The sequence below is a fragment of the Kribbella caucasensis genome, from assembly GCF_004361855.1.
Classification (GTDB): domain Bacteria; phylum Actinomycetota; class Actinomycetes; order Propionibacteriales; family Kribbellaceae; genus Kribbella; species Kribbella caucasensis.
The window spans coordinates 288,298-311,869 of record NZ_SNWQ01000007.1 but is presented as its reverse complement, the minus strand read 5'-3'; the positions used below and the strand labels follow the sequence as shown (position 1 = coordinate 311,869).

Sequence of the window (23,572 nt, the reverse complement as noted above, 5' to 3'; positions counted from 1 at the left end):
GTCACCCCTCCCAGTCATTGGGCCACCCCTGTCGCGTCGCGACCGATCAAGGTCGGGTCGAGAAACACCTGGTCGAGCGAGATCTGCGCGCCACCCCGGACCGCCGCTGCGAACCCCAACTCGGACTGGACCACCCGGCAACCACCACCCTCCGGCGCGATCACCCGGTCCCGGATCGCGCTCTCCAGCGGCTCTTGCAGCCACGGCCCGAGAGACGCGAAGTAGCCGCCGAGCACGAGTACGTCGGGGTTCAGGATGTTGACCAGGATCGCGCCCCCGATACCCAGCCAGGTCCCGACATCGGCCAGCGCGCCCAGTGTCCGGGCATCTCCGGCCTCGGCCCGGCGGGTGATCTCGGCCAGCCGCCGCTCCACGTCAAGGGATGGATCCCGCACCGGGTCGTCGGCGTCGGTCGCCTTGTTGAGCAACGTGGTCAGGCCGACCACGGTCTCCCAGCACCCGGTCCGGCCACAGCCGCAGGTCCGGCCGGCCGGGGCGACCGGCATGTGCCCGACCTCGCCGCTGAACCCGTGACCGCCACGGAGCAGATGCCCGTCGCTCACCACGCCGCCACCGACACCGATCGCGCCGGTGAGCAGGACGAGGTCGTCGGCCTGGTTTCCGGTGTCCTTCTTCAGTTCCGAGTACTCCGCCAGCGCGGCCAGGTTGGCCTCGTTGTCCACCCGGAACGGGTACGCCGGATCGCCGAGTCGGGCGCGCATCTCGTCGACCACCGGGACCTCGTTCCAGCCGAGGTTGGGGGCGAGCTTGAGCGATCCGGTCGCGCTCTGGACGAGCCCAGGCACCGCCAACGTGACCCCGGCGGTCTGCCCGCCGCGCGCGTCCACGGCGGCGACGGCCTCACGAATCAGGTCGGCCAGGCGGTCCAGCGTCGTACTGGGGTCCTGGTGGGCGACGTCGAGGGGGACGCGGTGTTCGAGCACGACGCCGCCGCTCAGGTCGAGCGCGGCGACGGCCAGGTAGTCGACGTTGATCTCCGCGCCGACACCGCAGACGCTGCTGCCGTCGAGCTCGACCAGCTGGCCCGGCCGGCCGAGGGCGCCGCGTTCGATCTCGGCCTGGCCTTCGCGGAGCAGGCCGCGTTCGACCAACTCGGCGACGAGGCTCGAGACGGTGGCCTTGTTCAGGCCCGTGTCGGCGGCGATCCGGGCCCGCGATCGGGGTCCGGCCGCGCGGACGTGGCGGAGTACGACAGAGAGGTTGTTCCGGCGGAGCGAGACGTGATCGGCGGCCACCGCAGCGCCTCCCGGCCGGCCACCTTCCGTCAGCATCCGACCCCACCCCTCGTTGACTGTGACGCCGCTCACAGACTTTGTCTGTTGAGCCAACAAACTAAGTACGCCACTCCGTCGCCGTCAAGATGTTGCGACCAGGTTTCTGCGGATCACCGGGAGATTTGCCCAACCACCATTGGTTGCGATCTTGCAGGGCATCGTCAAGGTCTTGCGCCGGTGTAGCGGCAGTTTGTACGCTCGGCGCCACTCTCCGCAGTCCTGTCCGCCCCGATCAGGAGCCTGCACACATGACGCTCACCCGCCGTACCTTCCTGGCTGCCTCCGGAGCACTGACCGCGGCCACCGCCACCACTTCCGCAGCGACCCCGTCGGCCAGCCCACCAGGCGATGTGGTCGGCAAGGTCACCGTCGGCTATCAGGGCTGGTTCGCCTGCAGCGGCGACGGCGCCCCGATCAACGGCTGGTGGCACTGGAGCCAGAACTGGGGTCAGCCGCCGTCGCCGACCAACACGGCGATCGTCAGTTGGCCCGACGTCCGCGAATACGCCGCGACCTACCAGACGGCGTACCCGAATCTGAACAACGGGCTGCCCGCGAAGCTGTTCTCGTCGTACGACCAGCAGACCGTGAACACGCACTTCCAGTGGATGCAGCAGCACGGCTGCGACACGGCGGCGCTGCAGCGGTTCAACCCCTTCGGCGGCGAGGGCCCGACCCGGGACGCGATGGCCGTCAAGGTGCGCCAAGCCGCCGAACAGTGCGGGCGGAAGTTCTACATCATGTACGACGCGACCGGTTGGGAGAACATGCAGTCGGAGATGAAGTCCGACTGGACAACGAAGATGAGCGCGTCCACCGCGTCCCCGGCGTACGCGCGACAGAACGGCAAGCCGGTCGTCTGCATCTGGGGCTTCGGTTTCGACGAGGCCAACAAGGCGTGGCCCGCTTCTGTTTGTCTGGACGTCGTGAACTGGTTCAAGAGCCAGGGCTGCTATGTGATCGGCGGGGTGCCGACGCATTGGCGACGCGGGGTTGAGGACTCACGGGCCGGCTACCTGGACGTGTACCACGCGTTCAACATGCTCTCGCCCTGGATGGTGGGGCGGATCAGCGACGTTGCGGGCGCGGATCACTACTACAACAACGTGAATCAGCAAGATCAGGCGGACTGCAACGCGTTTGGCATCGACTACCAGCCGTGCGTGATCCCGGGTGATCTGCAGTCCGGGCACCGGCGGCACGGCGACCTGATGTGGCGGCAGTTCTACAACCTCAAACGCGTTGGCGTGCAGGGGCTCTACATCTCGATGTTCGACGAGTACAACGAAGGCAACCAGATCGCCAAGACCGCGGAGAGTGCGTCCTGGGTGCCGCAGGGGTCCGGGATCCGGGCGCTCGACGAAGATGGCACGGCCTGCTCCTCGGACTACTACCTGAGGCTGACGAACGACGGCGGCCGGATGTTCAAGGGCGAGCTCCCGCTCACCGAGATCCGGCCGACCCCGCCGATGCCGGACTCCGGTGCAGGTGGGGTGATCTTCTACGAACATGTCGACTACGGCGGTGCGGCCGGACAGGCGCTTGCCAAGGGCAACTACAGTCGTGCGCAGCTGCAGGCGGCCGGCGTACAGGACAACTGGGCATCGTCGGTACGGATCCCGGCGGGGTGGACGGTGACGATCTACGCCGAGGATGGGTTTGGCGGTCAGTCGTGGACGCGGACCGCGGACACGCCGAACTTCGTTGCCCTCTCCCCCAATGCCAACGACCAGCTCAGCTCGTGCCGGATCGAATGAGATCTTTGATCAGAGCAGCTCGAGGCTGTCCGAGGCAAGGGTGATCACGGCGTCCTCCAGATGCAGCCGGCAGGCGATCGCGTGGCCGGAGCAGACGAACAACGCCGGCCCGGCCGCGTCGACGACCTTGTAGGCCACCGTTTGCGGACAGCGATCGATCGCGCCCTCCGGTGCGCTGTAGCAGCCGAGGACATGACACGTCACGTCCTCGCCGACGTTCATCAAGGTGAGGCCGTGTTCCGGGCAGACGCCCCAGGCGACCGCGCAGCTGTGCCCTTCGTTCGCGGCCAGCCGGACCAGGTTTCCCGCGGTCGTCTCCAGTTCGCTGGCGACCGCGCGGAACCGGTCAGCGGCCTCGTCCAGATCGCGCCGGTACTGCCGCGCCTCGACGGACTCCGGTAACCCTGCTGTCGCGGCCTGTACGCCGTCCGACAACGCGATCGCCGCGAGCGCGATCTCGTCCAGCCGCACCGTGGTCGCGAACTCGACCACCTTGGCGACGCCGTTGCCGTTGATCCCGTTGTGCTCCGCTGACTGTGAGTGACCGTTCAGGTTGTGCGAGTGCTCGTCGACCGCGACGTCGAGTGCCGGCCCGGATCCGCCCGTGCCCGGCTCGCCGGTCCCGTTCGCCCCGGTGCTGTTCGCCGGCGTCCAATGTGGCTGTTCCGGATCGCTTCTCTGGTTCTCTCGCTTGGCCTTCGCCATTCGCTCTGTCCCCCTGGATACGTCCCGCGCCGAGGACGATCACATACCGCCTCGCTCGCCGATGGTGCCATGTTTGCGGGGCACCCGACCAGTGCGAATCGGGCAGCGTCACCCACCGCGCACCAACCTTTGCACACAGCAACGAAACCCCTTGAAAAGCAGGCTTTCCGCCGCGAAACAAACGTTTGGTCCAGCTCCGGGGGTCGCAGCCACCGAGACGTCGGCACGTATCTGGTTAACCGCTTTCCGTCAGGCCGCGGAGACCGGGCCCAGACTCAGCCGGAAATCGTCATCCGACCTGGCTCAGGTTTGCGGGGTGAGCTGCTTGCGGAGGAAGTCGACCGTGCGTTCGCGGGCGGCGAGGGCCAGGTGTCCGGGCTGGTCGCGGACCTCGCGGGTGAGCACGCTGTGTGCCGACTTGCCGAAGCCGCCGGGGTTGCCCGGACCGGAGTCGAGCTCGATCACCTCGAACGCGTCGCCGAGGCGCTCGCGCAACGTCACGAAGCGTTCGCCCGGGGAGACCTTGTCCCCGCTGAACCGGAGGCCTAGCACGCAGAGTCCGTCGGCGCGGGTCCGCTCGGTCACCCGGTCCAACTCCTCCTGCGAGAGGCCGGGATCGGCCTTCATCCTGGCGGTGATCGAGAACGGGACCGACGGCTGGCTCAGTACGGGTGCGAGGACCGAGTCGTCCACGGCTGCCGCCAATGCGAATCCGCCGCTGAAGCACATCCCGATCACGCCGACCCCGCGTCCCGGCGTACGGGCTGCCAGGTCGGCGGAGAGCGCACGAAGGTACGCCGCGAACGGGCGGTTGGCGTTGGTCGCGAAGGCGCGGAACTCGGAGGCGACGCAGAGGCGGGCGATGATCCGGAGCGCATAGCCGGCGGTCTCCGGGCGTCCTGGTTGGCCGAACGGCGATGGGATCACCACTGTGAAGCCCTCGTCGACCAGGTGGTCGCCGAGGGCGGCGACCTCCGGGGTGACGCCGGGGATCTCCGGGATCAGCACGACGCCCGGGCCCTCGCCCTTTTGGTAGCAGTCGTAGGTCAGACCCGCGCCCGTGAAGGACGTCTTCTGCCAACTGGCCAGGTCAGAACTCGGGGCGGTACCGGTCATCGCTTTGCGCTCTCCTCCGCAGTCGGGACTCCACACCCTAGGGCCGAACGGCTCCCGCGCCTACGAGCCGGGGCGCGGGAGGTTCGTTGTACGGGCTATTGGGTGAGGTCCCAGACGGGGCGGATCTCGACCATGCCGATCTGGGCGACCGGGTGCTTGGACGCGATCTCGATCGCCTCGTCCAGGTCGCGGCACTCGATCATGTCGTAGCCGCCCATCTGCTCCTTCGCCTCCGCGTACGGGCCGTCGGTCGTGATCACCTTGCCCTGCCGGCGGCTGACCCCGGTGCCCTCGTCGGCCGGGCGGATCGCGTCGCCGTGCAGCCTGACGCCGCGCTCGGTCATCTCCCGCACCCACGCCTCGGTCGCCGCCAGCATGTCCGGCGGGACCGGGCCGTCGAAGTCCACGTCCGGGCGGATCAGCAGCATGTATTTCATGGTTCTCCTCGCGTTCTCCGAGTGTTCACGCCCGGGCGGGCGTCCGGGCGGGACGTCGGAGCGGGGTTGCAGCTATTGACATCGCCGCGGCTCTGGCGCGGCAGACAGATTGTCCCCAGCCTCTGGCATACTCCGGCCAGAATGTAACTCTGAGACCCAATGGGGGGGTCCTCATGTCCATCCGCCCTGCTCTCCTGGTGAAACTGGGAGTGCCCGCGACGCTCGTCGCAACCACTCTCGTCACCCTGACCGGCTCGTCCGTCTCGGCGGCCGAACCGAAACCTTTCTACAACGCTTTCAACGTCCCCGCGCGGCAGCTCGCCCCCGCCGCCGAGGCCTATGACCCGCACTCGGTGCTGGTGAAGTTCTCGCCCAAGGCAACGAGCTCTGCCCGCAAGTCGGTGCTTGCCAAGCACAACAGCCGCCAAGCCGCCACCCTCGCCACCGACGACTACGTCACGGTCACGAGCAACGGCGCCGCACCCGACCTGCTGAAGAAGCTGAAGGCAGAGCCAAGCGTCGAGCTTGCCTCCCTCGACTACATCCGCAAGGCCGACGCGACTCCGAACGACGAGTACTACGCCAGCGACCAGGGGTACCTCTCGACCATCCGGATGCCGCAGGCCTGGGACATCTCCAAGTCCGCCGGCACCCAGACCGTCGCAGTACTGGACACCGGCGTCGACGCCGGCCACCCGGAGCTGAGCGGGCGGATCCTGCCGGGCTACAACGCGCTCAACAAGACCACCAACACCAACGACGACAACAGCCACGGCACGATGGTGGCGGGCATCATCGCCGCCAACACCAACAACGGCCGCGGCGTCGCCGGTGTCGCCTGGAACGCCCGGATCCTCCCGGTGAAGGTCCTCAACGCTGAGGGCAGCGGCAGCGACTCGAGCGTGGTCGCGGGGATCAACTGGGCGGCCTCGCACGGGGCGCGGGTGATCAATATGTCACTCGGCGGTAGCAGCTACAACTCGGTCATGCACGACGCTGTTAAGAACGCCGTTGCCAAGGGCATCGTCGTCGTCGCTGCCTCGGGCAACGAGTACAGCAACGCGCTGCACTACCCGGCATCCTTCCCGGAGACGATCTCGGTCGGTGCCACCGACAACAACGGCGTCCTGACCACCTTCAGCTCGTGGGGCGACACGGTCGACATCACCGCACCCGGCTGGCACATCCTGTCGACCGGCCCGCGGGCCCTCACCGACCCGCGCTACGAGCCGTACTGGGGCGGCAACGGCACGTCATTCTCGGCTCCGATGGTCGCCGGGGTGGCCGCACTCCTGCGGAACAGGTTCCCGAGCTACACCCCCGCCCAGATCGAAGCGCGGCTGAAGTCCACCGCCCGTGATGCAGGTCCGCGTGGTATCGACCCGTTCTACGGCGCCGGCATCCTCGACGCCGCCAACGCTCTCGGCGCCACCTGGGCTCCGGAGTTCTGGGCCGCCGGTCCGGACGGCAACGACGTCCCAGTCCGCGCGACCTTCATGTCCAGTACCTCGATCACCGGCGCGATCGGCACCGAAGGCGAGGAGGATTGGTACGCCGCGCAGTCGGCCGCCGCGCGCAAGGTGATCGTCACAGTTACGCCGCCCGCGTACGACAGCGCGAACCGGGCGCAGAACCTCGACGCCGTGCTCTCTGTCTACGACGACCAGCTTCGCCTGATCGGCTTCAGCGACTACGGCGAATCCGCTGGTGCAACGGAGGAAGTCAGCGTCACCCTTCCCGTTGGCCGGTCATTCATCATGGTCCGCAACTTCAACGGCTCACGTGACAGCCGTCCGTACACGATCAGGGTGTCAAGCGGCACAGCCGGTGGGACGTTGGTCGGCAACCGCGGCTGGGTGCGTGACACCGCACCGGTTGACCTCGCTGCCGGTGTGCCGCAGGACTACTCGCCGGTCATCACTTTCGAGCGCGATGTGGTCCCCTCGAGCATCACGCCGAACACAGTGCGACTGCTCCACGGCAAGACCGGCGCCGCCATCCCGAGCACGTCGACCTATGACGCGGCGACGAAGAAGCTGACCATCGATCCAACCCCCTTGCTGCAGGACAACACGCCGTACCGGGTCTCCATTCGGGGGTTGCAGGACACCAGCGCGGCACCGATGGACGGCGGCTACGACGTCTACTTCCGCACGGTCGACATTGCACCGGCGCCGATCACCAACTTCACCCTGACGGGCCAGTATGCGGCCGCCGCGATGAAGTGGACCCTGCCGGGGATCACGGACCTCGACCAGGTGGTCGTCCGCCGGAACGCCGGGACCACCCCGCCGTCCGCGCCGAACACCGGGACCTCGGCGTACATGGGCCCCGCCTCCAGCGCAACCGCCACCGGCCTCGCCAACGCGACCAGCTACGCCTTCCGCGCCTGGGTGAAGGACCGCAGCGGCAAGTGGAGTTCGTCGGTTCAGGCTCAGCTGATCGGCACCTACTCAACGATGAGCGCGACCACTACCGCGATGGACTTCGGCGGTTCGGTCACGCTCAGCGGCAGCGTCGTCCGCGTGGACACGAAGGCCCCGCTGGCCGGCGTACCGGTCTCCCTCTACGGCCGCAACAAGAACAGCTCCACCTGGCGCGAAATCACCCGCGTCACCACGAGCCCGACCGGCACCTACAGCGTGACCTACAAGCCGAATTACTCCACGGTCTTCGCCTGGGGCTACAACGGCTCGGGTGAGCTCCTGGGTTCCCGCACCGGCAACTGGACGGTCGACGTCCGCCCGACGATCACGGCCAACCTGACGGCGACCGCGATCACGCTCGGCCAGTCGACCACCTTCTACGGCTACGTCCGCCCGCAGCACGCCGGCTCCCCGGTCTACCTGCAGCGGTCCACCGGTTCAACCTGGACCACGATCACGTCCACCAAGCTGAACTCGACCGGCAACTACGGCTTCTCCATCAAGCCCACCACCCGAGCCAGCTACACCTACCGAGTCGTCTTCCAATCCGACGGCGACCACGCCACAGCCGTCAGCCCCGCAAAATCCTTCACGGTCAGCTGACACCAGCCGCTGGAGCTGACACTCCAGCCCCACACCAGTAACCAAACAAGGCCTCTGCCGCTCCCCAGGAGCCAGGCAGAGGCCTTGTTCACTGCAGACCACCGCCCGATGAGCCGGGTTAGCTCTCCGGGTTGCCCAGTGCGACCGCCAGGGACGGATTCTCCCTCAGCGTGGGGAACCTTGAAGTCAGCTCAACCAGCAGGTCGGTCAGGGCGTTTCCGGCAAGCTCAAGCAGCTCGTCGTAGACGATCGTCGCGACGTCGGCCGAATACGAGCTGGAAACCCTGACCGAGGAATCCTCCAGCTGGAATTCGATCCGGTCCTCGGATTCAAGAAAGCCGATCTGCGACGATTTTCTCTCCGGCAACTCACGGATCGCGCGCAACATGCCGATGGCGAAACTGAGCGTCGACACCCAGCCAAATTTCGTGCTGAAGCCTGCGTCCCCGATGACGAGATCGACGTCTCCCATGAAGCACGAGAAGAACAGCTGGTACGCCGGCGCCGTCGCCAGGTCCAGGCGCTCCTCCGGGTTGCCGTAGGGCGAAGGGTCACCGACCACATACCTCAGATGGGTGGCGGCGTTAGGTTTCATCTGATCACCGGGAACACCACTCTGGTTACTCCGCGATCGGGCGGCTGGGACTCCAGTGTGTGCCCTGGACTCGGGCGAGGCGCTCGGCTTCCATCAGGTTGTCTCTGAGTGCTTCGGCGTCCTCCCGCGTCATGCCCAGGATGTTCGCGAAGTCGTGATCAGCAAGAGCAACGCCGTCCAGGACATACGAAAACGTGAGGTACACGAAGATGTACTCGCGCATATCGAGGTCGAGTTCGACCCCGTCACGCCGGAACCTTGCGATCAAGTCTCCATCACCGACCGATTCTGATTAGAAAACTACGCGGGCCAGTCCAGAACGGCTTCCGTCGAGCTCGATCCTAATACTCCAGCCGTAGATCGTGACCTGGCACACCTCGGCACGCCGGAATCGTCCCAACCGGGTTGTCAGCCGACTTTGGCTTTGATCTCCTCGCCCTTCGCCTCGGCGGCCGCGAGGAGGTTACTGCCGTTTCCCTGGGTTTCGAAGCCGCACTGGCTCGCCCGGTTGAACGTTCGCTCGTTGGCTGTGCCGGTCACTCCGCCGCCCGCGTCACTGACCCTAATGGCCGCATCCCAGCACTTCGCGCCCTTGTCGAACGTTTGGCACGCTTGCTTGACCATCACGTGCACCGGCTGCAGGCGGTCGCCAGGGGAACCGATTCGGGCGAGCTCACGACTGCAGCTGCGAAGGGTGTTCGCATACGACCTCATCTTCGCGCGCGTGAGGTAGACGGGCCCCGTCTCCATGAAGGCCTTGTCGATCGTCTTGCGCAGCGTCGTGACCGCTTTGAGCCAGGCAAGCTCCCCGGCGGTCATAGGCGGGACCGTGGTGGTAGTCGGCGACACCGCGCTCGTGGTGGCCGGCTTGGACACGGCGGGCGACGCGGGGGGCGACGTGGTGGTCGTCGAGGCGGTCTTGTCGGCGCACCCGCTCACAAGCAGGACGAGCAGGACCGTAGCGGCGAGGCGGGCAGCGGCGCGAATGGTGTTGGTTGGCATGCAGAGACCCCCTCAGCGCTGCAACGCGGCAAGGATCGCGTGCCACGCGACTTGCTGTGGTCGGCGAGTGGCGCCAGCCAGGCAGGGGGACGGGGCCACAGCTGCGGCGACCTCCTTAGGACGACGCATCCTGCCCGACCGGTGGGTGTAGCGCCGACCGGTGGGGCAGTAGCTCCCTTGCGTCGCGGTCCGCAGTCCTCGCTCAGAACGCTACGCCTTGCGTTGCCGTCGAGATAGAGGCAACGGGGAGGTTGTCATAGGCTTGTCACAGCTCTCGGGGAGCTGGGGCAACCCACCTTGGTCCGCGCGGGGTCCGCGCGGCATCGGCAACCAACGGAACCGGGTGACTCGGCATCGGTTGCACCAGTGCTTGCAGTTCACCAGCGTGCGCCGCTGTCCGCGACATGCCGCAAGACCACGCATCCAGTCTCGGCGGATCATGACGAACCACCGCGAATTCAGAAGGATCGAACTCATACCTTGGTGCGGTAGAGCCGTCAGGGCTACGGATCCTCGATTGAGCCGGCACCTACAAGTCAACTCGCAGCGCAAGTGTCGTCTTGCTGTCGTATCTTCTTCGCCGTGCCACCGCCAGCGCCCGGCGCGGGAGCTGGCGGGGTGAGTTCTCCAGGAAGGCCTAGTGGCACTTGAAGAACTCGTTGACCGTGCCGTCGGGTCGGACGTTGAAGTGATCGACTTGGTGAGTGTTGATCGTCGATCCGTCCGAGCCGGTGGCGTGGAGGTTGAACGTGAACGTTCCGTTCACGGTCGCCCCGTTGGCGTTGAAGCCTCCCCAGATCGTGACCTTTCCGGTGTAGCTCGGCAGAGTCGGGTCCTCGAGCGGCACCGCGACGAAGGTGCCGGTCTGGGTGAAGGTTGCGTGCACGCGGCCGTCATCGAAGGTGGTCGTGTGCTCTATCAGGTTGGTGGTTGTGGTGATGGTGTAGAGCGGTCCTTCCTCCGAGCAGATGGGATCGGGAATAACATCGACGAAGGTCTCGACGAGGTTCTTCTGGGTGATGGTCTCGGTGACCGGTGGCGCGCCGAACGCGGGCGCTCCGGTGAACAGCAAGCCCGCGATCAGCAGGCCGACCATCAGTAGCAGGCGACGAAGCATTCCATGCCCCCTCTTGCGATATGGAGCTCTGTGCGCCGGGCGGTTGTGACGCTACTCGCGCCCGGCCGAGGGAACCAGGGCTGATCCGGGGGGCGACGCCAGCGACTCCTGACGAGCTGACTGACGCCCATGGGGTTGAAGTAGTCAGCCCGTGGTCGTAGTTGCACGGTAGTTGCAGTTCACCCCGATCCGCGCACGTTCCCAGGGATACGACAACCAGGTGACGAGCGCGGTGCGGACCGTGACGAACCGCGCCGGACAGAGGCTGGTCGAACTCAAACCTCGCGGCCGAAGGCATACGGGTTCGAATCCCGTCCCGGGCACAAGGACGTGCATGCAGCCATGGGGCACGCGATTGTCGCAGGTGCACCTTCAGCGCCGAGCCAGCGTGCCGAGTCTGCTCGGATCCTTCATTCTGACGCAGCTGGGAAGCTTGGACGACGGTAGTCGTAGTTCGTGATCTGGCGGTGTGGCGGTCCCGGACGTAGTGCAGCCACCGGTTGATGATCTCAGGTTGTGTGGACTCAAGACGGTCGCGCGGTGGCTGCGTGCCATAGCGTAGACCCTGGTCGTTGGCAGCGTGGTTTCGACGAGCTGGTGGAGTGGATCGCGTGCCGTTTCGTGCGGGTTGAACCGCGTCGGCGGGTCGGGTTGTTCCTGTTGGGGTTGCTGGCCGGGTTGCCGCGGGTGAACTGCTGGACGATCGCCGAGCATGCCGGTGAGGCGTCTCCGGATGGGATGCAGCATTTGCTGGCTCGCGCGGCCTGGCACGCCGACGCGGTGCGTGACGATCTACGGGGTTACGTCGTGGATCACCTGGCTGATCCCGGCGCGGTGTTGGTGGTTGATGAGACCGGCGACTTGAAGAAGGGCGTTCACACGGTCGGGGTGCAGCGGCAGTACACCGGGACCGCGGGCCGGATCGAGAACGCCCAGGTCGGGGTCTACCTCGTCTATGCCGCCACCGGTGGGCATGCGTTCATCGACCGGGCGTTGTATCTACCGAAGTCGTGGACGACAGAGCCTGACAGGTGTCGCGCCGCGGGGGTTCCCGACGACATCAAGTTCGCGACCAAGCCGGCGCTTGCGCGCGAGATGATCATCCGCGCGTTGGATGCGGGTGTCCCGGCGTCGTGGGTGGCTGGCGATGAGGTCTACGGCTGCGATTCCAAGCTGCGCACGGGTCTGCAGGAGCGCCGGATCGGTTACGTGCTGGCGGTGGCCTGCGACCACCAGGTGGCCACGCTGGCCGGCAAACACCCTGCCAAGGCTCTGGCTCGCCGGTTGCCGGCGCGGGCCTGGAACCGGCTCAGCGCAGGCGCCGGTGCGAAAGGTCACCGCTGGTACGACTGGGCCCTGATCGACATCCCGGTCGACGTCACCGACGCCGAGGTTCCCGGCTCCGTTGGGGATCAGGCGTTGTTGGTCCGCCGATCGATCAGCACCGGCGAGCTGGCGTTCTACCGCTGCTACACACCCGTCCCCGTGCCGCTGGCCACCCTGGTCGCGGTGGCCGGACGCAGGTGGACGATTGAGGAATCTTTCCAAGCAGGTAAGGGATTGACCGGCCTGGACGAACACCAGGTCCGCCGCTGGATCTCGTGGCACCGGTGGACCATCCTCGCGATGCTCGCGCACGCCTTCCTCGCCGTCACCGCCGCGACCGCACGAGCCCAGACCCACCCGACACCAGGGCTCATCGCGTTAACCGCGAACGAGATCCGGCACCTGTTCACCCACTTGCTCGACCACACCCGACACAGCGCGCCCCACCTGCTGCACTGGTCACGCTGGCGACGCCGCCACCAAGCCCGAGCCCGCGACTGCCACCACTGCCGTCAAACAGCCCAACTCGCCTGATCACGAACTACGGCTGGAGTACTATCCGCCACGGGCACAAGCTGACCCGGCGCAGCGCCTTGAACGTGGTCTTCAGTAGGGAGTTGCCGCGTTCGGCCAGGGCCCGGGTCGCGGAGTGCAGGGTGTTGACGGTGCGCTGGTCGTCGGTCAGCTTGTCCCCACGCGAGGCCTTGATCAGGCAGGTCAGACGGTGGTTCTCGCCTCCGTAGCCCAGATCGGCCAGCGTGGCGTGCTCATCGTCGGTCCAGGCGTCGAGTGTGGGCAACAGGTCGCGGTGGGCGCGGGCGCAGGTGGTGTCGTGTTCCCGGCCGGGCCGCACCTCCGAGGTCCACAGCGGCCACCCGTCCGGCGCGGTGATCACCTGCACGTTGCCGCCATGGTGATCATGTTTGCCCGACCACCACAAATCGACCCCGGCGGTCGGCCCGATCGCTCGTGATCGGTCGGTGCGGATCAGCGTGCCGTCCAGGTGCACATGGCTATGTCCAGCGGCGCGGGCGGCCAGCAACGCGCCGTGCAGGCTCGGCGCGGCCGCGGCGAGAACATCGATCGCCTCGTGCAGGTACCGGTAGGCCGTCGAGGCGCCGACCTGATTGTCGAGCGCGAGCTGGGCGACCCGGGTCCCATCGATGAACCAGCGCAGCACCAGGATCGCCTGCCGATAGCAACCCAGTACGCGCCGACCACGTCGGGTGCCGCGTCGCGCACGTTCGCCCGCGAGTAGGCCGGACACAAATGCGACGGTGGACTCCCCGATCGGGAGCACGGCGGTGTAGGTGACAGGATCGGGCACGCGAAACCTCGGTGTTCGGGTCGATCTTTGCTCGGACCGACCCTTCTACCGAGGTCCCGAACCTCCTTGATGATCCCCGCGTCGTCGGCGTGTCGCCCTGCGAGCGACCAGTCCCAACTGACAACTGTCTAGTGTCACACCCCTTGCTGCAGTGCCAGTCGTGTTCACGCTGGTCATCGTCCTGGCGGCCATGGTGGGCGAGCCCGCCTGCACGGCGGGATCCACCGTCGTTTCCCGGCGTGGTGCCGAGTCGCAACGCCATCGGCGGGCAGCGCCCGTCCGTGTCAGCGGAAGTCGACGTCGTCGAAGCTGGTCAGGCGGAAGAAGAAGACCGCCGTGTCGGGGTTCGCTTCCGCGAGGTCCTTCAGCACCTTGAGGGGGATCTGCTGCGGAGGAGAGACGTTGGTGTCAACAGCCCGGGCGTTCTTGAGTCTGTTCCCGGCGACCTGGTTGTAAGCGGCCGGTAGTGGCCACATGTTGCCCAGCTCGTTCTCGCCGCCAACCTGCATGTCGCGGACGTGGTCGCCGTTGAGCTCTGTGGGCACGATGCCGTACGGCCGGACCACGCTGTTAATGACCTCGCCGCCGGGTGTCTCACCCGGGACGAGCGGGCCGACGATGTTGGTGCCCGGGCCAAGCTTGCTGAAGTCGCTGAGCCCGATCGGGGCGCCGCCGTGCGGCAGCTGCCGTAGACGCATCGGTGTGTAGACCAAGATGTGCGGCCGGCCCTGCCGGTGCGCGGCCCTCAGCTGCTCCTGCGTGCGGGTCTCACCGCGGGCCGTGATGTAGAGATTCGGGTACCGGTCGGCCGGGGGCTTCGGCCAGGCCAGCGCCAGCGGTTGAGCCCGGTTCGGCCTGGGCGGCGCGTTCGGGGCGGGCGCTCCCGGGCCGTTGAAGTTCATCATTTGACCGCCGAGGTCCTTCAGCTGGCTGAGGACGTGGGCGATCCGGTCGTACGAAACGATCGTGCTCTTGTCACCCTGGACGCCGTTGATGTACACGAGGTCGAGGTCCGTCCCCGTATTCCAGGCCGAGCCCGACCGCCAGTCCACTAGCTTCCAAGTCTTGCGCCACGGGACGGTGAGGATCTTGGCGCCGACTTCGCCCTCGACCCCGAACACCAGCTCACGGCTGAGGTTCAGGTTGGCGGCCGCGACGAAGCTGACCTTGCCGTGGTCGGCGACGATGTCGACGGGTGCGCGGAACGTCGCCCCGAAATCGGCGCCCGCACGCGCCCGAAGCTTTCCCTCGATCGCGGCCAGGTCGATCGACAGGCCTGCGGACAGGCCCGCGTCGAGGGCGATCTTCATCGCCAACTCAAGGAAGAGGCTGGCCCGCGCGGAGGCCGGAACGACGAGCTCGGCGGTTCCGCGTAGTCGTGTATTGGCGAGGAGGGCGATCGCGGGCAGCGCTGCCAACCCGGTCGTCGCGACCATCGCGGAGAACAGGCCGAACGCTGCGGCGACCTGGCCGTAGGACAGTCCGACGCGGACCTTCTCAAGCTTGATCGGACCAAATGCCGCCTCGGCGCTGAACCCGCCGGAGACTCCGCCGGACACGTTCACACCGAAGCCGACGCCGGGCGTGAGCGGCATGCGTGCGGTAACCTGCCCGCCCGCATCCACGTTCTTCCTGAGTTCCTTCGACTGTCGCGCCAGCAGTTCGAAGCTGCCCACGTCGAGGACCACGTCGCCGTAGTTGATGGACGGAGACTTCAGTCGCTTGGTCGCCTCCGCCGCGGCTGATGCCTTCAAGTGCTTTAGGTCGGGGTCGCCCATGGAGTAGGCACCGCGGTAGGCCGCGGAGTGCTGGCTCAGCTCCCACTTTCGGTACGCGAAAATGAGTGCGCTCAACAGATCCTCGCCGACCTTGCTCCCCTTTCTGGGGAGACCGGCGAGGTGGAGCTGCTCGTGCCAGTCACCGGACCCCTGATGGACGCGGCGTACGTCGGCCCAGCGGGTGTCGGGAGTCAGCCGTTCGACGACCCGGCCCTGCAGGTCCCGCCGCATGGAAACGCCGAAAGCGTCGATCACCTTCACCAGCGAGGTGAGGAATCCGGTCCGGGTGATGTCCATCTGGGCAGCGGCGTCGGAGAAGGATGTCCGCAATAGGGTCCCAAGCGGGCCCGTCGTCTGGTCGCCTGCATGCTCGACGATCGTCTTGAAGTCCGCGAACAGGGGCTCCATTCCCTCGTCCTGCTCGAAGTACCAATTGCGGAAGGCCGCGATCCCGTTCGAGAAGTCGCGCCGGCAGTCGGCCAGCCGCTCGTCCGCGTAGGTGTTGACATCCTTGTTGAGCTGGTCGTCAGTCGACGTGGGAACCAGCGTGGTCCCGGGGGGCGATGTCGTCCCAGGGGGTGCCGCAAGGGCTGACGCGCCGGGACTGCCCTGCACCATGTGGTGCCGTACCGGTGACTGGCCAGATAGGACGGCGGTGACTGCCCGGTTGCCGGCGCCGCGTTGGAGCATCAACACCGTCGCCGCCGGGGCCGACATAAGTGCGGTGGACGTTGGGGTGTGCGGCTCGGCACGCCGGGACTCAATAGGGCCCCGATGGCCAGAATCCGCCTCTTTCACCCGGCAACCCCTTTCGACGCCTCTGCCCCGAAGTAGACCACCTTCGGTCCGGTCTGCGGGGTCGCTGAGTGCAAGAAGCGACGACATGTGCACGAACGGACACCCCGGGATGCCCGAAGGTGCGGCCCGGCCGGGAACACGACACCACCTGCGCCCGCGCCCACCGCGCCCTGTTGCCCACACTCGACGCCTGGACCGACGATGAGCACGCCACGCTGGCCGATCTGGGCTACGGAGGCGAGAACCGTCTGACCTGCCTGATCAAGGCCTCGCGTGGGGACAAGCTGACCGACGACCAGCGCACCGTCAACACCGTGCACTCCGCGACCCGGGCCCTGGCCGAACGCGGCAACTCCCTACTGAAGACCACGTTCAAGGCGCTGCGCCGGGTCAGCTTGTGCCCGTGGCGGATAGGTGCCATCACCGCCGCGGCGCTCGTCCTGCTCCACCATCAACACGAACGCACAACCTGATCAACCGAGAGCGCCGGTCGCTACTGAGAAGGTCCACTGTCCAGTGTTCGTTTGCGCCCCGCATGCTTGCCGGCCATTTCAAAGCTCACCCCCTCTTGAGCCTTCGTCAGGGGGCGTAGTGCTGGATGGCGCCTTCTTGGGTGAGGGTTGTGAGGGTGTGGGCTAGGTCGCGAGCTTCGGCGAGGAGGTTGGGGAGGTTGGAGGTGGTGAGGGTTCGGTTTCGGACTACTTGGTGGCCGTCTACTAGGACGTGGACTACGTCTGAGGGGCGCGTGGAGTAGACGAGGGCGGCCAGGGGGTTGTGGAGGGGTTGGTTGTGGGGGGCGGAGAGGTCGAGGAGGGTGATGTCGGCTCGGCGGCCTGGTTCTAGGGCGCCGGTGAGGATGGGGAGGTTCGCTGCGGTCGCGCCGCCTCGGGTGGCTAGGCGGAGAGTGTCGGAGAGGGGCATCCACTCGGCCTGCTGTTCGCGTTGTTTCTGGGTCAGGGCGACCAGGCGGAGGGATTCCCAGACGTCCAGGGTGTTGTGGACCGCGGCGCCGTCGGTGCCTATGCCGACGGGGATGCTGGCCGATTGGAGTTGCCTGATCGGGGTGGTCGAGTCCATGGCGAGTTTGAGGTAGACCTTCGGGCAGGTGGCGACTGCGGTGCGGTCCGCATGGCGCTCCAGGCGAGGCAGGTCCTCGTCGAGGATGCCGCAGCCGTGGGCGATGAGGGCGCCCGCTTCCAGTACGCCGGTACGGTCGAGGACCTCGATCGGGGTGGCGCCTAGACGGTTCTTCGAGGAGCGCGTCTGGTCGAGGGTTTCGGCGGCGTGGAGGTGGATGCGGAATCCTTCGGCGCGGGCGACTTCCGCCGTACGGGCCAGGTCTTCGTCTGTGACGGTGTACGGCGCGTGTGGGCCGAGGCTGGCGGTGATCCGGGGTGGGCGGCCGTTTGCGGATTGGTTGCCTAGGGCGCGGATCTGGCGGGCTGCGTCGAAGGCTGCCTCGCGTCCGTCGGGGCCGGTGGAGGAGAAGAACGTGGGGGCGAGGTCGGCCCGGATACCGGTTTCGAGGGCCGCTTCGGCGATCTGGTCGGCGTGGAAGTAGTGGTCGACGAAGGTGGTGACGCCGGCGAGCAGCATCTCGGCACACGCGAGCCGGGCGCCGACGCGGACTCGTTCGGGGGTCAGGTTCAGCTCCATCGGCCAGATCTTCTGGTTGAACCAGTCGTCGATCGAGACGTCCTCGGCCGCGCCACGCATCATCACCATCGGGCTGTGCGTATGCGAGTTGGTCAGCCCGGGTACCGCGAGCAGCCCGGTGCCGTCGATCACCTCGAAGTCAGACGACGCCCGGTCGCCCAAGGCCGGCTGGGGCGGCGCGGGGTCGTGCGGGGTGGCCTGCTGCGAGGCGTGCTCGTGTTCGGTGGGCTTGTGCGGGGTGGGCTGTTGCGAGTCGGGCCCGTGCAGGGTCGGCTGCTGAGGGTTGGGCAGTTGAGGGTTGGTGCCGGTGGGGACTATGGCGAGGATGGCGCCGTCGGCGATGTGGATGTCCTGGTTCTCGTCGACGCGGCACTCGCCTGTTTCCGGCACGATGAGCACCGCGCAGTTGCGGATCAGCAGTCGGTCCATAAGTCCTCCAGCGTCGCTCGAGCAGCCTTTTGCAGTCTGTCGCATCCAAGGTCTACGGGGTCCGGCGAACGATTGGTTGACCCGGTATGCGCGATCGGGAACGATGCGGCCCATGACAGCGCAGTACGGGCCGCATCGGTTTTCGGCCGGCGAGTATGGCAGCGAGCACACCGACGAGTTCCGCAACGCCGAGTTCGTGGTGCGTGATCTGCGCGGCGCGAAGTTCCGCGATTGCGACCTGAGCAACGTCAAGATCATCGATGCGGCACTGGTCGACGTCGATGTGTCCGGGTACGTCGAGAAGTTCGTGATCAACGGAATCGACGTCACGGAGTACGTCGAGACCGAACTCGACCGGCGGCATCCCGAACGCGTGCAACTCCGGGAACTGCAGACTGCCGACGACTTCCGGGCGATGTGGGACACGATCGAGCGGCTCTGGTCGGACACGACCACGCGCGCCGAGCGGCTGCTCGAATCGGCACGCCACGAACGCGTCGACGGCGAATGGTCCTTCGTCGAGACCCTCCGGCACCTCGTGTTCATCGCGGACGCGTGGGCGAGCCGCACGATCCTCGACGAGCCGAGTCCGTACCACCCGCTTGCGCTCCCCCAAAGCTGGTACTCCGATGCGGATGCGATCGCGCTCGGCATGGACCTCGACGCGCAACCGTCGTACGCCGAGATCCTCAAGGTCCGCGGTGATCGGATGGCCACGATTCGCCGGATCGTCGACGACCTCGCGGACGAAGACCTCGGACGCCCCTGCACCCGCTCCCCCGCGCCCGGCTACCCCGAAGGCGATCGCCCGGTCTGGGAATGCCTCGCCGTCGTCATGGAAGAAGAGTGCGAGCACCACCGCTACGCCACCCGCGACCTCGCCGTGCTGGAATCCCGCTAGGCGCCCTGCGGGCGCACCGAGGCCGGCTAGGGGTCACTAGTTGTTGAGTCGCTGGTGGATGTTGAGGGTGAGTTCGAGGGCGGGGAGTGCGCTGGTGGGTTCGATGAGGTTGTCGGCGTCACCAGCCAAGCAGGACAGCACGTGCTGGATCATCGCCTCGTAAGGGCTGGTCGCGGGTAGGTCGATCGCACGGTCCCCGGTGGTGGTGTATTCGATGAGCGTGGATGGGCCCTGGCCGGTGAAGTCGGCGCGCATCGCGTATTCGAGCACGCCGTCGGTGAAGGTGGCGCGCCAGCCGCCTCGCATCCCATAGGGCTGGGGCATCAGTGCGGAGCTGGTGCAGCGGACGAACGCATCCGGGTACCCCAGCAGGACCGCGGCCGCCGAGCCGCGGCCGGTCGGACTGGCGGTTCCGACGACGTGGATGGTGTCGGGTCGGCCCAACAGGCGGGTGATCAGGTCGAAGTCGGCATGCATCATGTCCAGTGCGAGGGTGTCGAGGCTGAGGTCGTAGCCGGGCCAGAGCAGCGCGGTGCGGCCCTCGATCTCCAGGCTCTGAACCGGCCCGTAGCGCTGATCGGACACGGCCTGCTCAAGCTGAAGGTTGGCGGAACTGAACCGGGAGAACATGTCCACAAACGCCCGCCGGCCGGTGGCGTGTTGGACGTCAACGATGCGGTGCGCGTCATCGAGGGTGGTGGCCAGCGGCAGCTCGATGAGCACGTCTCTGCCGGCCTCCATGGCCCGCACGGCTACCTCGGCGTGCAGCCGGGTGGGCAGGCAGATGTCCACCAGATCCACCGAGGCGTCGGCGATCACCGCATCCAGGTCGGTGCTCGTGGCGAACCCGAACTGGTCGCGGAGTTCGGCCAGCTTCTCCGGTGTCCGGCCGAAGACGACCACCTCATCCACATCCGAGCGGTCGGCGAAGTCAGCGGCATGAGCTCGACCGAAACCGGTGCCCAGCAGGGCGATCTTCATGAGGCGTAGCTCCTCTCGCGAGCTTGATTCACTCTATCGGGGATTCAGGGGAACAGATGTTCGAGTTTCGGGTATGGTGGGGGTATGGGTGCTGACCTGCAGGCGTCCTTGCTGGATGCGTTTGCGGATCCGGAGTTGGGTTCGCTGGACGGGATCCGGCGGACCGAGCTGAGCCGGGGTGCGTGGATCGACGTGCTGCCGGGGTGGTTGTCGGGCGCGGATCAGGTGTTCGAGCGGCTGGCGGTCGAGGTGGCATGGCGGGAGGAGCGGCGGCAGATGTACGACCGGGTGGTCGATGTGCCGCGGTTGTTGCGCTTCTACGGCGAAGGCGAGCAGCTGCCGTTGCCGATTCTCGACGAGGCTCGGGACCAGCTGAGTGACCACTACACCGAGGAGTTGGGCGAGCCGTTCCGCACAGCGGGGTTGTGCTTCTACCGGGACGGGCGGGACAGCGTGGCCTGGCACGGCGACAAGCTGGGCCGTGGGGAACACGAGGACACCATGGTCGCCATCCTTTCGGTCGGCGAGCCACGGGTGCTGGCGTTGCGACCGCGCCCAGGGAACAACGCCGGTCCGGTGACCTCGACGATCCGGCATCCGCTCGGGCATGGCGATCTGATCGTGATGGGTGGGTCCTGCCAGCGCACCTGGGAACACGCGATCCCCAAGGCGTCCGGCCGGATCGGGCCGCGCATCAGCATCCAGTTCCGCCCTCGCGGTGTCCGCTGACCGCCAGCCGATGGTGGTCATGCCGCGACCGGGAATTCAGCGCGGGTGACGGCGTCGGGCGAGGCCAGGTAGAAGCCGAGCAGGCGGACGCCCACGACCCGGCAGACATGGGTCGCCGCCTCGAGCCACTCGAAGTCGGTATCCGTCAGGTCGGGTGGACCGGGGCGGGCCAGAGCGAGGATGAGGGAGCCTTCGGGGTAGACGGTGAGCGGCCGGATCACCGGTTTCAAGGCCGAGGTGAAGTTGGTCGGAGGGTGGTCGTCGGAAAGCTCGGACAGGTCGATCGCGATCGCGCCTCGGTAGCAGTCCTTCTCGTCGCAGATCAGGACCATCAAGGTGCCGCGTCGGCGGTCGCCGGCACTGCAGTAGAGGTCGACCACATCGGCAGCGAACGCGGAGTCGGACAGCGGCTGCCGGCGCCAGTCCTTGGGAAGCTCCAGGAAAGTCATACCTAGAAGATGCAGTCGTTCCGGTGCGGATCCGGAGGTTGTCCACAGGGCAATTTGGCCCATCTTCTAGGACCGAAAGTGGATCTCACCGCTGGGCCGCTCAAGCCCTAGCCTCGAAGTATGACCAGCACAGCGACAGACCGCACGACACCGAAGAGCCGTACCTCGAAGCTGCTTCCGCCGGCCGGTGCGCCCCGGAATCTCGCCCTCGCGCAGTTGGCGAACTCAGTCGGCGACGGCGCGTTCATCGTCACCTCCGCGCTGTTCTTCATCCGGGTCGTCAGCCTGTCCACCGCCCAGGTCGGCCTCGGCCTCACGATCGCGTGGCTGGTCGGCTTCCTCACGGGCGTACCGCTGGGCCACTTGGCCGACCGCTTGGGTCCGCGCGGCATCGCGATCCTGCTGGCGCTGTCCACAGCGGTGTCGGTCGCCTCCTTCCTGTTCATCCGAAGCTTCCCGCTCTTCCTGATCGCCGCGATCGCCTACGCGACCAGCCAGACCGGCCTCACTGCCGCGCGACAGGCGCTACTCGCCGGTCTGGTCGACCCGGCCGAGCGGACGCGGATCCGCGCCTTCCTGCAGTCAACGGTCAATGCAGGACTGGCGGTTGGCGCAGCGCTCGGCGGACTGGCGTTGCACTTCGACACGACAGCGGCGTACCTGACTGTGTTTGCGATCGACGCGGCCAGCTTCCTGATTGCGGCTGTGCTGATCCACCGTGTACCGGCCGTCAAAGCGGTGACTGCTCACGTCAAGGGTGAGCCGCGGTTGGCGGTGCTGCGCGACCGGCCGTACGCAGTACTGACTCTGCTCAATGCGGTGATGTTGATGTTCATGCCGCTGTTGAGTCTGGTTGCGCCGCTGTGGATCGTGGAGCGTACGGATGCTCCCGATTGGATGGTTGCCTCGTTGCTGGTGATCAACACGATCGGCGTCACGCTGTTCCAGGTACGGGTCGCCCGCAGCGTCACGGATCTTCGTACTGCGACCCGGTCGGTGCGGTTCGCTGGAGTGGCGATGCTCGCGGCGTGTGCGGTGTTCGCGATCTCCGCCCTCGGGATGAGCCCGGCCACGGCTGCCGTAGTACTGGCTGTTGCTGCCGCTCTGCTGACCTTCGGTGAGATGAAGTTGGCGTCCGGGGCGTGGGAGATCAGTTTCGGTCTGGCTCCGGAAGACAAGCAGGGGCAGTACCAGGGCTTCTTCGGAACCGGTCCTGCGATCGCCCGGATGCTGGGCCCGGCGCTGCTGACGACATTGGTACTCGGCTGGGGTCCGATCGGGTGGATGGTGGTCGGTGCACTGTTCCTGGGAACCAGTTGCGCGACTGGTCTCGCCGTACGATGGGCAGCACGGACAAGGCCCGCCGGCAAGGCGTTCCAGCCGTCGCTCGCAGAGGAGTACGCCGCCTGATGGACATCCCCGGACTGGTCGAGATCACCTCGTACGACGAGCTGCGCGAGGTGGTTCCGCAGCCACTCGCCCACGCGTCGGACAAGACGCGCAAGGAGCTCCACGAGCTCGACCGGGAGTGGCTCGCGGCGTCGCCGTTCTGCCTGATCGCGACGGCCGCGGCGGACGGCAGCTGCGATGTCTCCCCCAAGGGCGACCCGGCCGGATTCACCATGGTGCTGGACGAAACCACGATCGCGATCCCGGAGCGGGCCGGCAACCGGCGCGTGGACGGCTTCACCAACATCCTCACCAACCCGCACGTCGGGCTGATCTTCCTGATCCCGGGTCGCGGCGAGACGCTGCGGATCAACGGGCGGGCCCGGATCGTCAGGGACGCGCCGTTCTTCGACGACATGGTGGTGAAGGGCAACCGTCCGCAGCTGGCGCTGCTGGTGGAGATCGAGGAGATCTTCCACCACTGTTCCAAGGCGTTCCTCCGGTCGAAGGTGTGGAAGCCGGAGACGTGGGAGCCGGACGCGGTGCCGAGCCGGGCGACGATTGCCAAGGCCCTGGACCGACCGAACGAGGAGCTGGCCGAGCTGGAGGAGTACTACGGGCCGAAGTACGAGGCCGGTATCTACAACGTGAAGTACTGAGGTACCGGTTCCCCGGCCGGCATACCGCGGATGGAGCATCGCGAAGTACCACGTGGCGACGATGACAGCGGGATCGCCGGGGCTCTACCGTTTCGAG

21 protein-coding genes are annotated in these 23,572 nt (G+C 66.9%); 8 read left to right on the top strand and 13 right to left on the bottom strand.

Going from position 1 to position 23,572, the window contains the following annotated elements; genetic code table 11:
- Positions 1-14: 14 nt before the first annotated feature.
- On the bottom strand, positions 15-1,292 hold the full coding sequence (locus tag EV643_RS17080) for an ROK family transcriptional regulator (protein ID WP_133801058.1): 1,278 nt from the start codon (positions 1,290-1,292) through the stop codon (positions 15-17).
- Between the two features lie 251 nt (positions 1,293-1,543).
- On the opposite strand from EV643_RS17080, the gene EV643_RS17075 reads away from it, so the two are divergent.
- Complete coding sequence (locus EV643_RS17075) at positions 1,544-3,052, top strand: lectin (protein ID WP_133801057.1); 1,509 nt, start codon at positions 1,544-1,546, stop codon at positions 3,050-3,052.
- Positions 3,053-3,061: 9 nt separating this feature from the next.
- On the opposite strand, the gene EV643_RS17070 is transcribed toward EV643_RS17075, so the two are convergent.
- The 3 genes from EV643_RS17070 to EV643_RS17060 all read right to left on the bottom strand — a co-directional run bounded on the left by EV643_RS17070 (position 3,062) and on the right by EV643_RS17060 (position 5,310).
- Positions 3,062-3,757, bottom strand: coding sequence for a hypothetical protein (locus EV643_RS17070; protein ID WP_133801056.1), 696 nt, complete (start codon positions 3,755-3,757; stop codon positions 3,062-3,064).
- 303 nt (positions 3,758-4,060) lie between these two features.
- On the bottom strand, positions 4,061-4,873 hold the full coding sequence (locus EV643_RS17065) for a dienelactone hydrolase family protein (RefSeq protein WP_133801055.1): 813 nt from the start codon (positions 4,871-4,873) through the stop codon (positions 4,061-4,063).
- 95 nt (positions 4,874-4,968) lie between these two features.
- Positions 4,969-5,310: a YciI family protein gene (locus EV643_RS17060; RefSeq protein WP_133801054.1), complete on the bottom strand. Its 342-nt coding sequence runs from the start codon at positions 5,308-5,310 to the stop codon at positions 4,969-4,971.
- A gap of 197 nt (positions 5,311-5,507) precedes the next feature.
- Here EV643_RS17060 and EV643_RS17055 point away from each other — a divergent pair, with 197 nt between their 5' ends.
- Positions 5,508-8,339: a S8 family serine peptidase gene (locus EV643_RS17055; protein WP_238165628.1), complete on the top strand. Its 2,832-nt coding sequence runs from the start codon at positions 5,508-5,510 to the stop codon at positions 8,337-8,339.
- Positions 8,340-8,457: 118 nt separating this feature from the next.
- On the opposite strand, the gene EV643_RS17050 is transcribed toward EV643_RS17055, so the two are convergent.
- The 4 genes from EV643_RS17050 to EV643_RS17035 form a co-directional block, all read right to left on the bottom strand.
- Positions 8,458-8,934, bottom strand: coding sequence for a hypothetical protein (locus tag EV643_RS17050; protein ID WP_133801052.1), 477 nt, complete (start codon positions 8,932-8,934; stop codon positions 8,458-8,460).
- A 25-nt stretch (positions 8,935-8,959) separates the two neighbouring features.
- On the bottom strand, positions 8,960-9,202 hold the full coding sequence (locus EV643_RS17045) for a hypothetical protein (RefSeq protein ID WP_133801051.1): 243 nt from the start codon (positions 9,200-9,202) through the stop codon (positions 8,960-8,962).
- 140 nt (positions 9,203-9,342) lie between these two features.
- Complete coding sequence (locus EV643_RS17040) at positions 9,343-9,936, bottom strand: hypothetical protein (protein WP_133801050.1); 594 nt, start codon at positions 9,934-9,936, stop codon at positions 9,343-9,345.
- Positions 9,937-10,573: 637 nt separating this feature from the next.
- Positions 10,574-11,053, bottom strand: coding sequence for a hypothetical protein (locus EV643_RS17035; RefSeq protein WP_133801049.1), 480 nt, complete (start codon positions 11,051-11,053; stop codon positions 10,574-10,576).
- A gap of 540 nt (positions 11,054-11,593) precedes the next feature.
- On the opposite strand from EV643_RS17035, the gene EV643_RS17030 reads away from it, so the two are divergent.
- A complete protein-coding gene (locus EV643_RS17030) occupies positions 11,594-12,913 on the top strand; it encodes an IS701 family transposase (protein ID WP_440589967.1) in 1,320 nt (439 codons plus the stop codon).
- Positions 12,914-12,920: 7 nt separating this feature from the next.
- On the opposite strand, the gene EV643_RS17025 is transcribed toward EV643_RS17030, so the two are convergent.
- Together EV643_RS17025 and EV643_RS17020 are read right to left on the bottom strand one after the other, a co-directional pair.
- Positions 12,921-13,679 carry a transposase family protein gene (locus tag EV643_RS17025; protein ID WP_166665474.1) on the bottom strand — a complete coding sequence of 253 codons (759 nt, stop codon included), beginning with the start codon at positions 13,677-13,679 and terminating at the stop codon, positions 12,921-12,923.
- Positions 13,680-13,990: 311 nt separating this feature from the next.
- On the bottom strand, positions 13,991-16,201 hold the full coding sequence (locus EV643_RS17020; protein ID WP_133801046.1) for a hypothetical protein: 2,211 nt from the start codon (positions 16,199-16,201) through the stop codon (positions 13,991-13,993).
- A gap of 149 nt (positions 16,202-16,350) precedes the next feature.
- On the opposite strand from EV643_RS17020, the gene EV643_RS44160 reads away from it, so the two are divergent.
- Positions 16,351-16,755 carry a transposase family protein gene (locus EV643_RS44160; protein ID WP_370452293.1) on the top strand — a complete coding sequence of 135 codons (405 nt, stop codon included), beginning with the start codon at positions 16,351-16,353 and terminating at the stop codon, positions 16,753-16,755.
- Positions 16,756-16,861: 106 nt separating this feature from the next.
- Here EV643_RS44160 and EV643_RS17010 read toward each other — a convergent pair whose 3' ends face one another.
- Complete coding sequence (locus tag EV643_RS17010) at positions 16,862-18,367, bottom strand: amidohydrolase (protein ID WP_133801045.1); 1,506 nt, start codon at positions 18,365-18,367, stop codon at positions 16,862-16,864.
- Positions 18,368-18,479: 112 nt separating this feature from the next.
- Between EV643_RS17010 and EV643_RS17005 the strand changes: the two genes are divergently transcribed.
- On the top strand, positions 18,480-19,268 hold the full coding sequence (locus tag EV643_RS17005) for a DinB family protein (protein ID WP_133801044.1): 789 nt from the start codon (positions 18,480-18,482) through the stop codon (positions 19,266-19,268).
- A gap of 36 nt (positions 19,269-19,304) precedes the next feature.
- On the opposite strand, the gene EV643_RS17000 is transcribed toward EV643_RS17005, so the two are convergent.
- Complete coding sequence (locus EV643_RS17000) at positions 19,305-20,249, bottom strand: Gfo/Idh/MocA family protein (protein WP_133801043.1); 945 nt, start codon at positions 20,247-20,249, stop codon at positions 19,305-19,307.
- Positions 20,250-20,333: 84 nt separating this feature from the next.
- Here EV643_RS17000 and EV643_RS16995 point away from each other — a divergent pair, with 84 nt between their 5' ends.
- On the top strand, positions 20,334-20,978 hold the full coding sequence (locus tag EV643_RS16995) for an alpha-ketoglutarate-dependent dioxygenase AlkB (protein ID WP_133801042.1): 645 nt from the start codon (positions 20,334-20,336) through the stop codon (positions 20,976-20,978).
- Between the two features lie 17 nt (positions 20,979-20,995).
- On the opposite strand, the gene EV643_RS16990 is transcribed toward EV643_RS16995, so the two are convergent.
- Positions 20,996-21,427 carry a hypothetical protein gene (locus EV643_RS16990; RefSeq protein ID WP_133801041.1) on the bottom strand — a complete coding sequence of 144 codons (432 nt, stop codon included), beginning with the start codon at positions 21,425-21,427 and terminating at the stop codon, positions 20,996-20,998.
- A gap of 120 nt (positions 21,428-21,547) precedes the next feature.
- Between EV643_RS16990 and EV643_RS16985 the strand changes: the two genes are divergently transcribed.
- The gene (locus EV643_RS16985; RefSeq protein WP_133801040.1) at positions 21,548-22,837 is read left to right on the top strand and encodes an MFS transporter; all 1,290 of its coding nucleotides are present in this window, start codon (positions 21,548-21,550) and stop codon (positions 22,835-22,837) included.
- A complete protein-coding gene (locus tag EV643_RS16980; protein ID WP_133801039.1) occupies positions 22,837-23,475 on the top strand; it encodes a pyridoxamine 5'-phosphate oxidase family protein in 639 nt (212 codons plus the stop codon). Before EV643_RS16985 ends, EV643_RS16980 begins: the two co-directional genes overlap by 1 nt.
- The last annotated feature ends 97 nt before the right edge of the window (positions 23,476-23,572 follow it).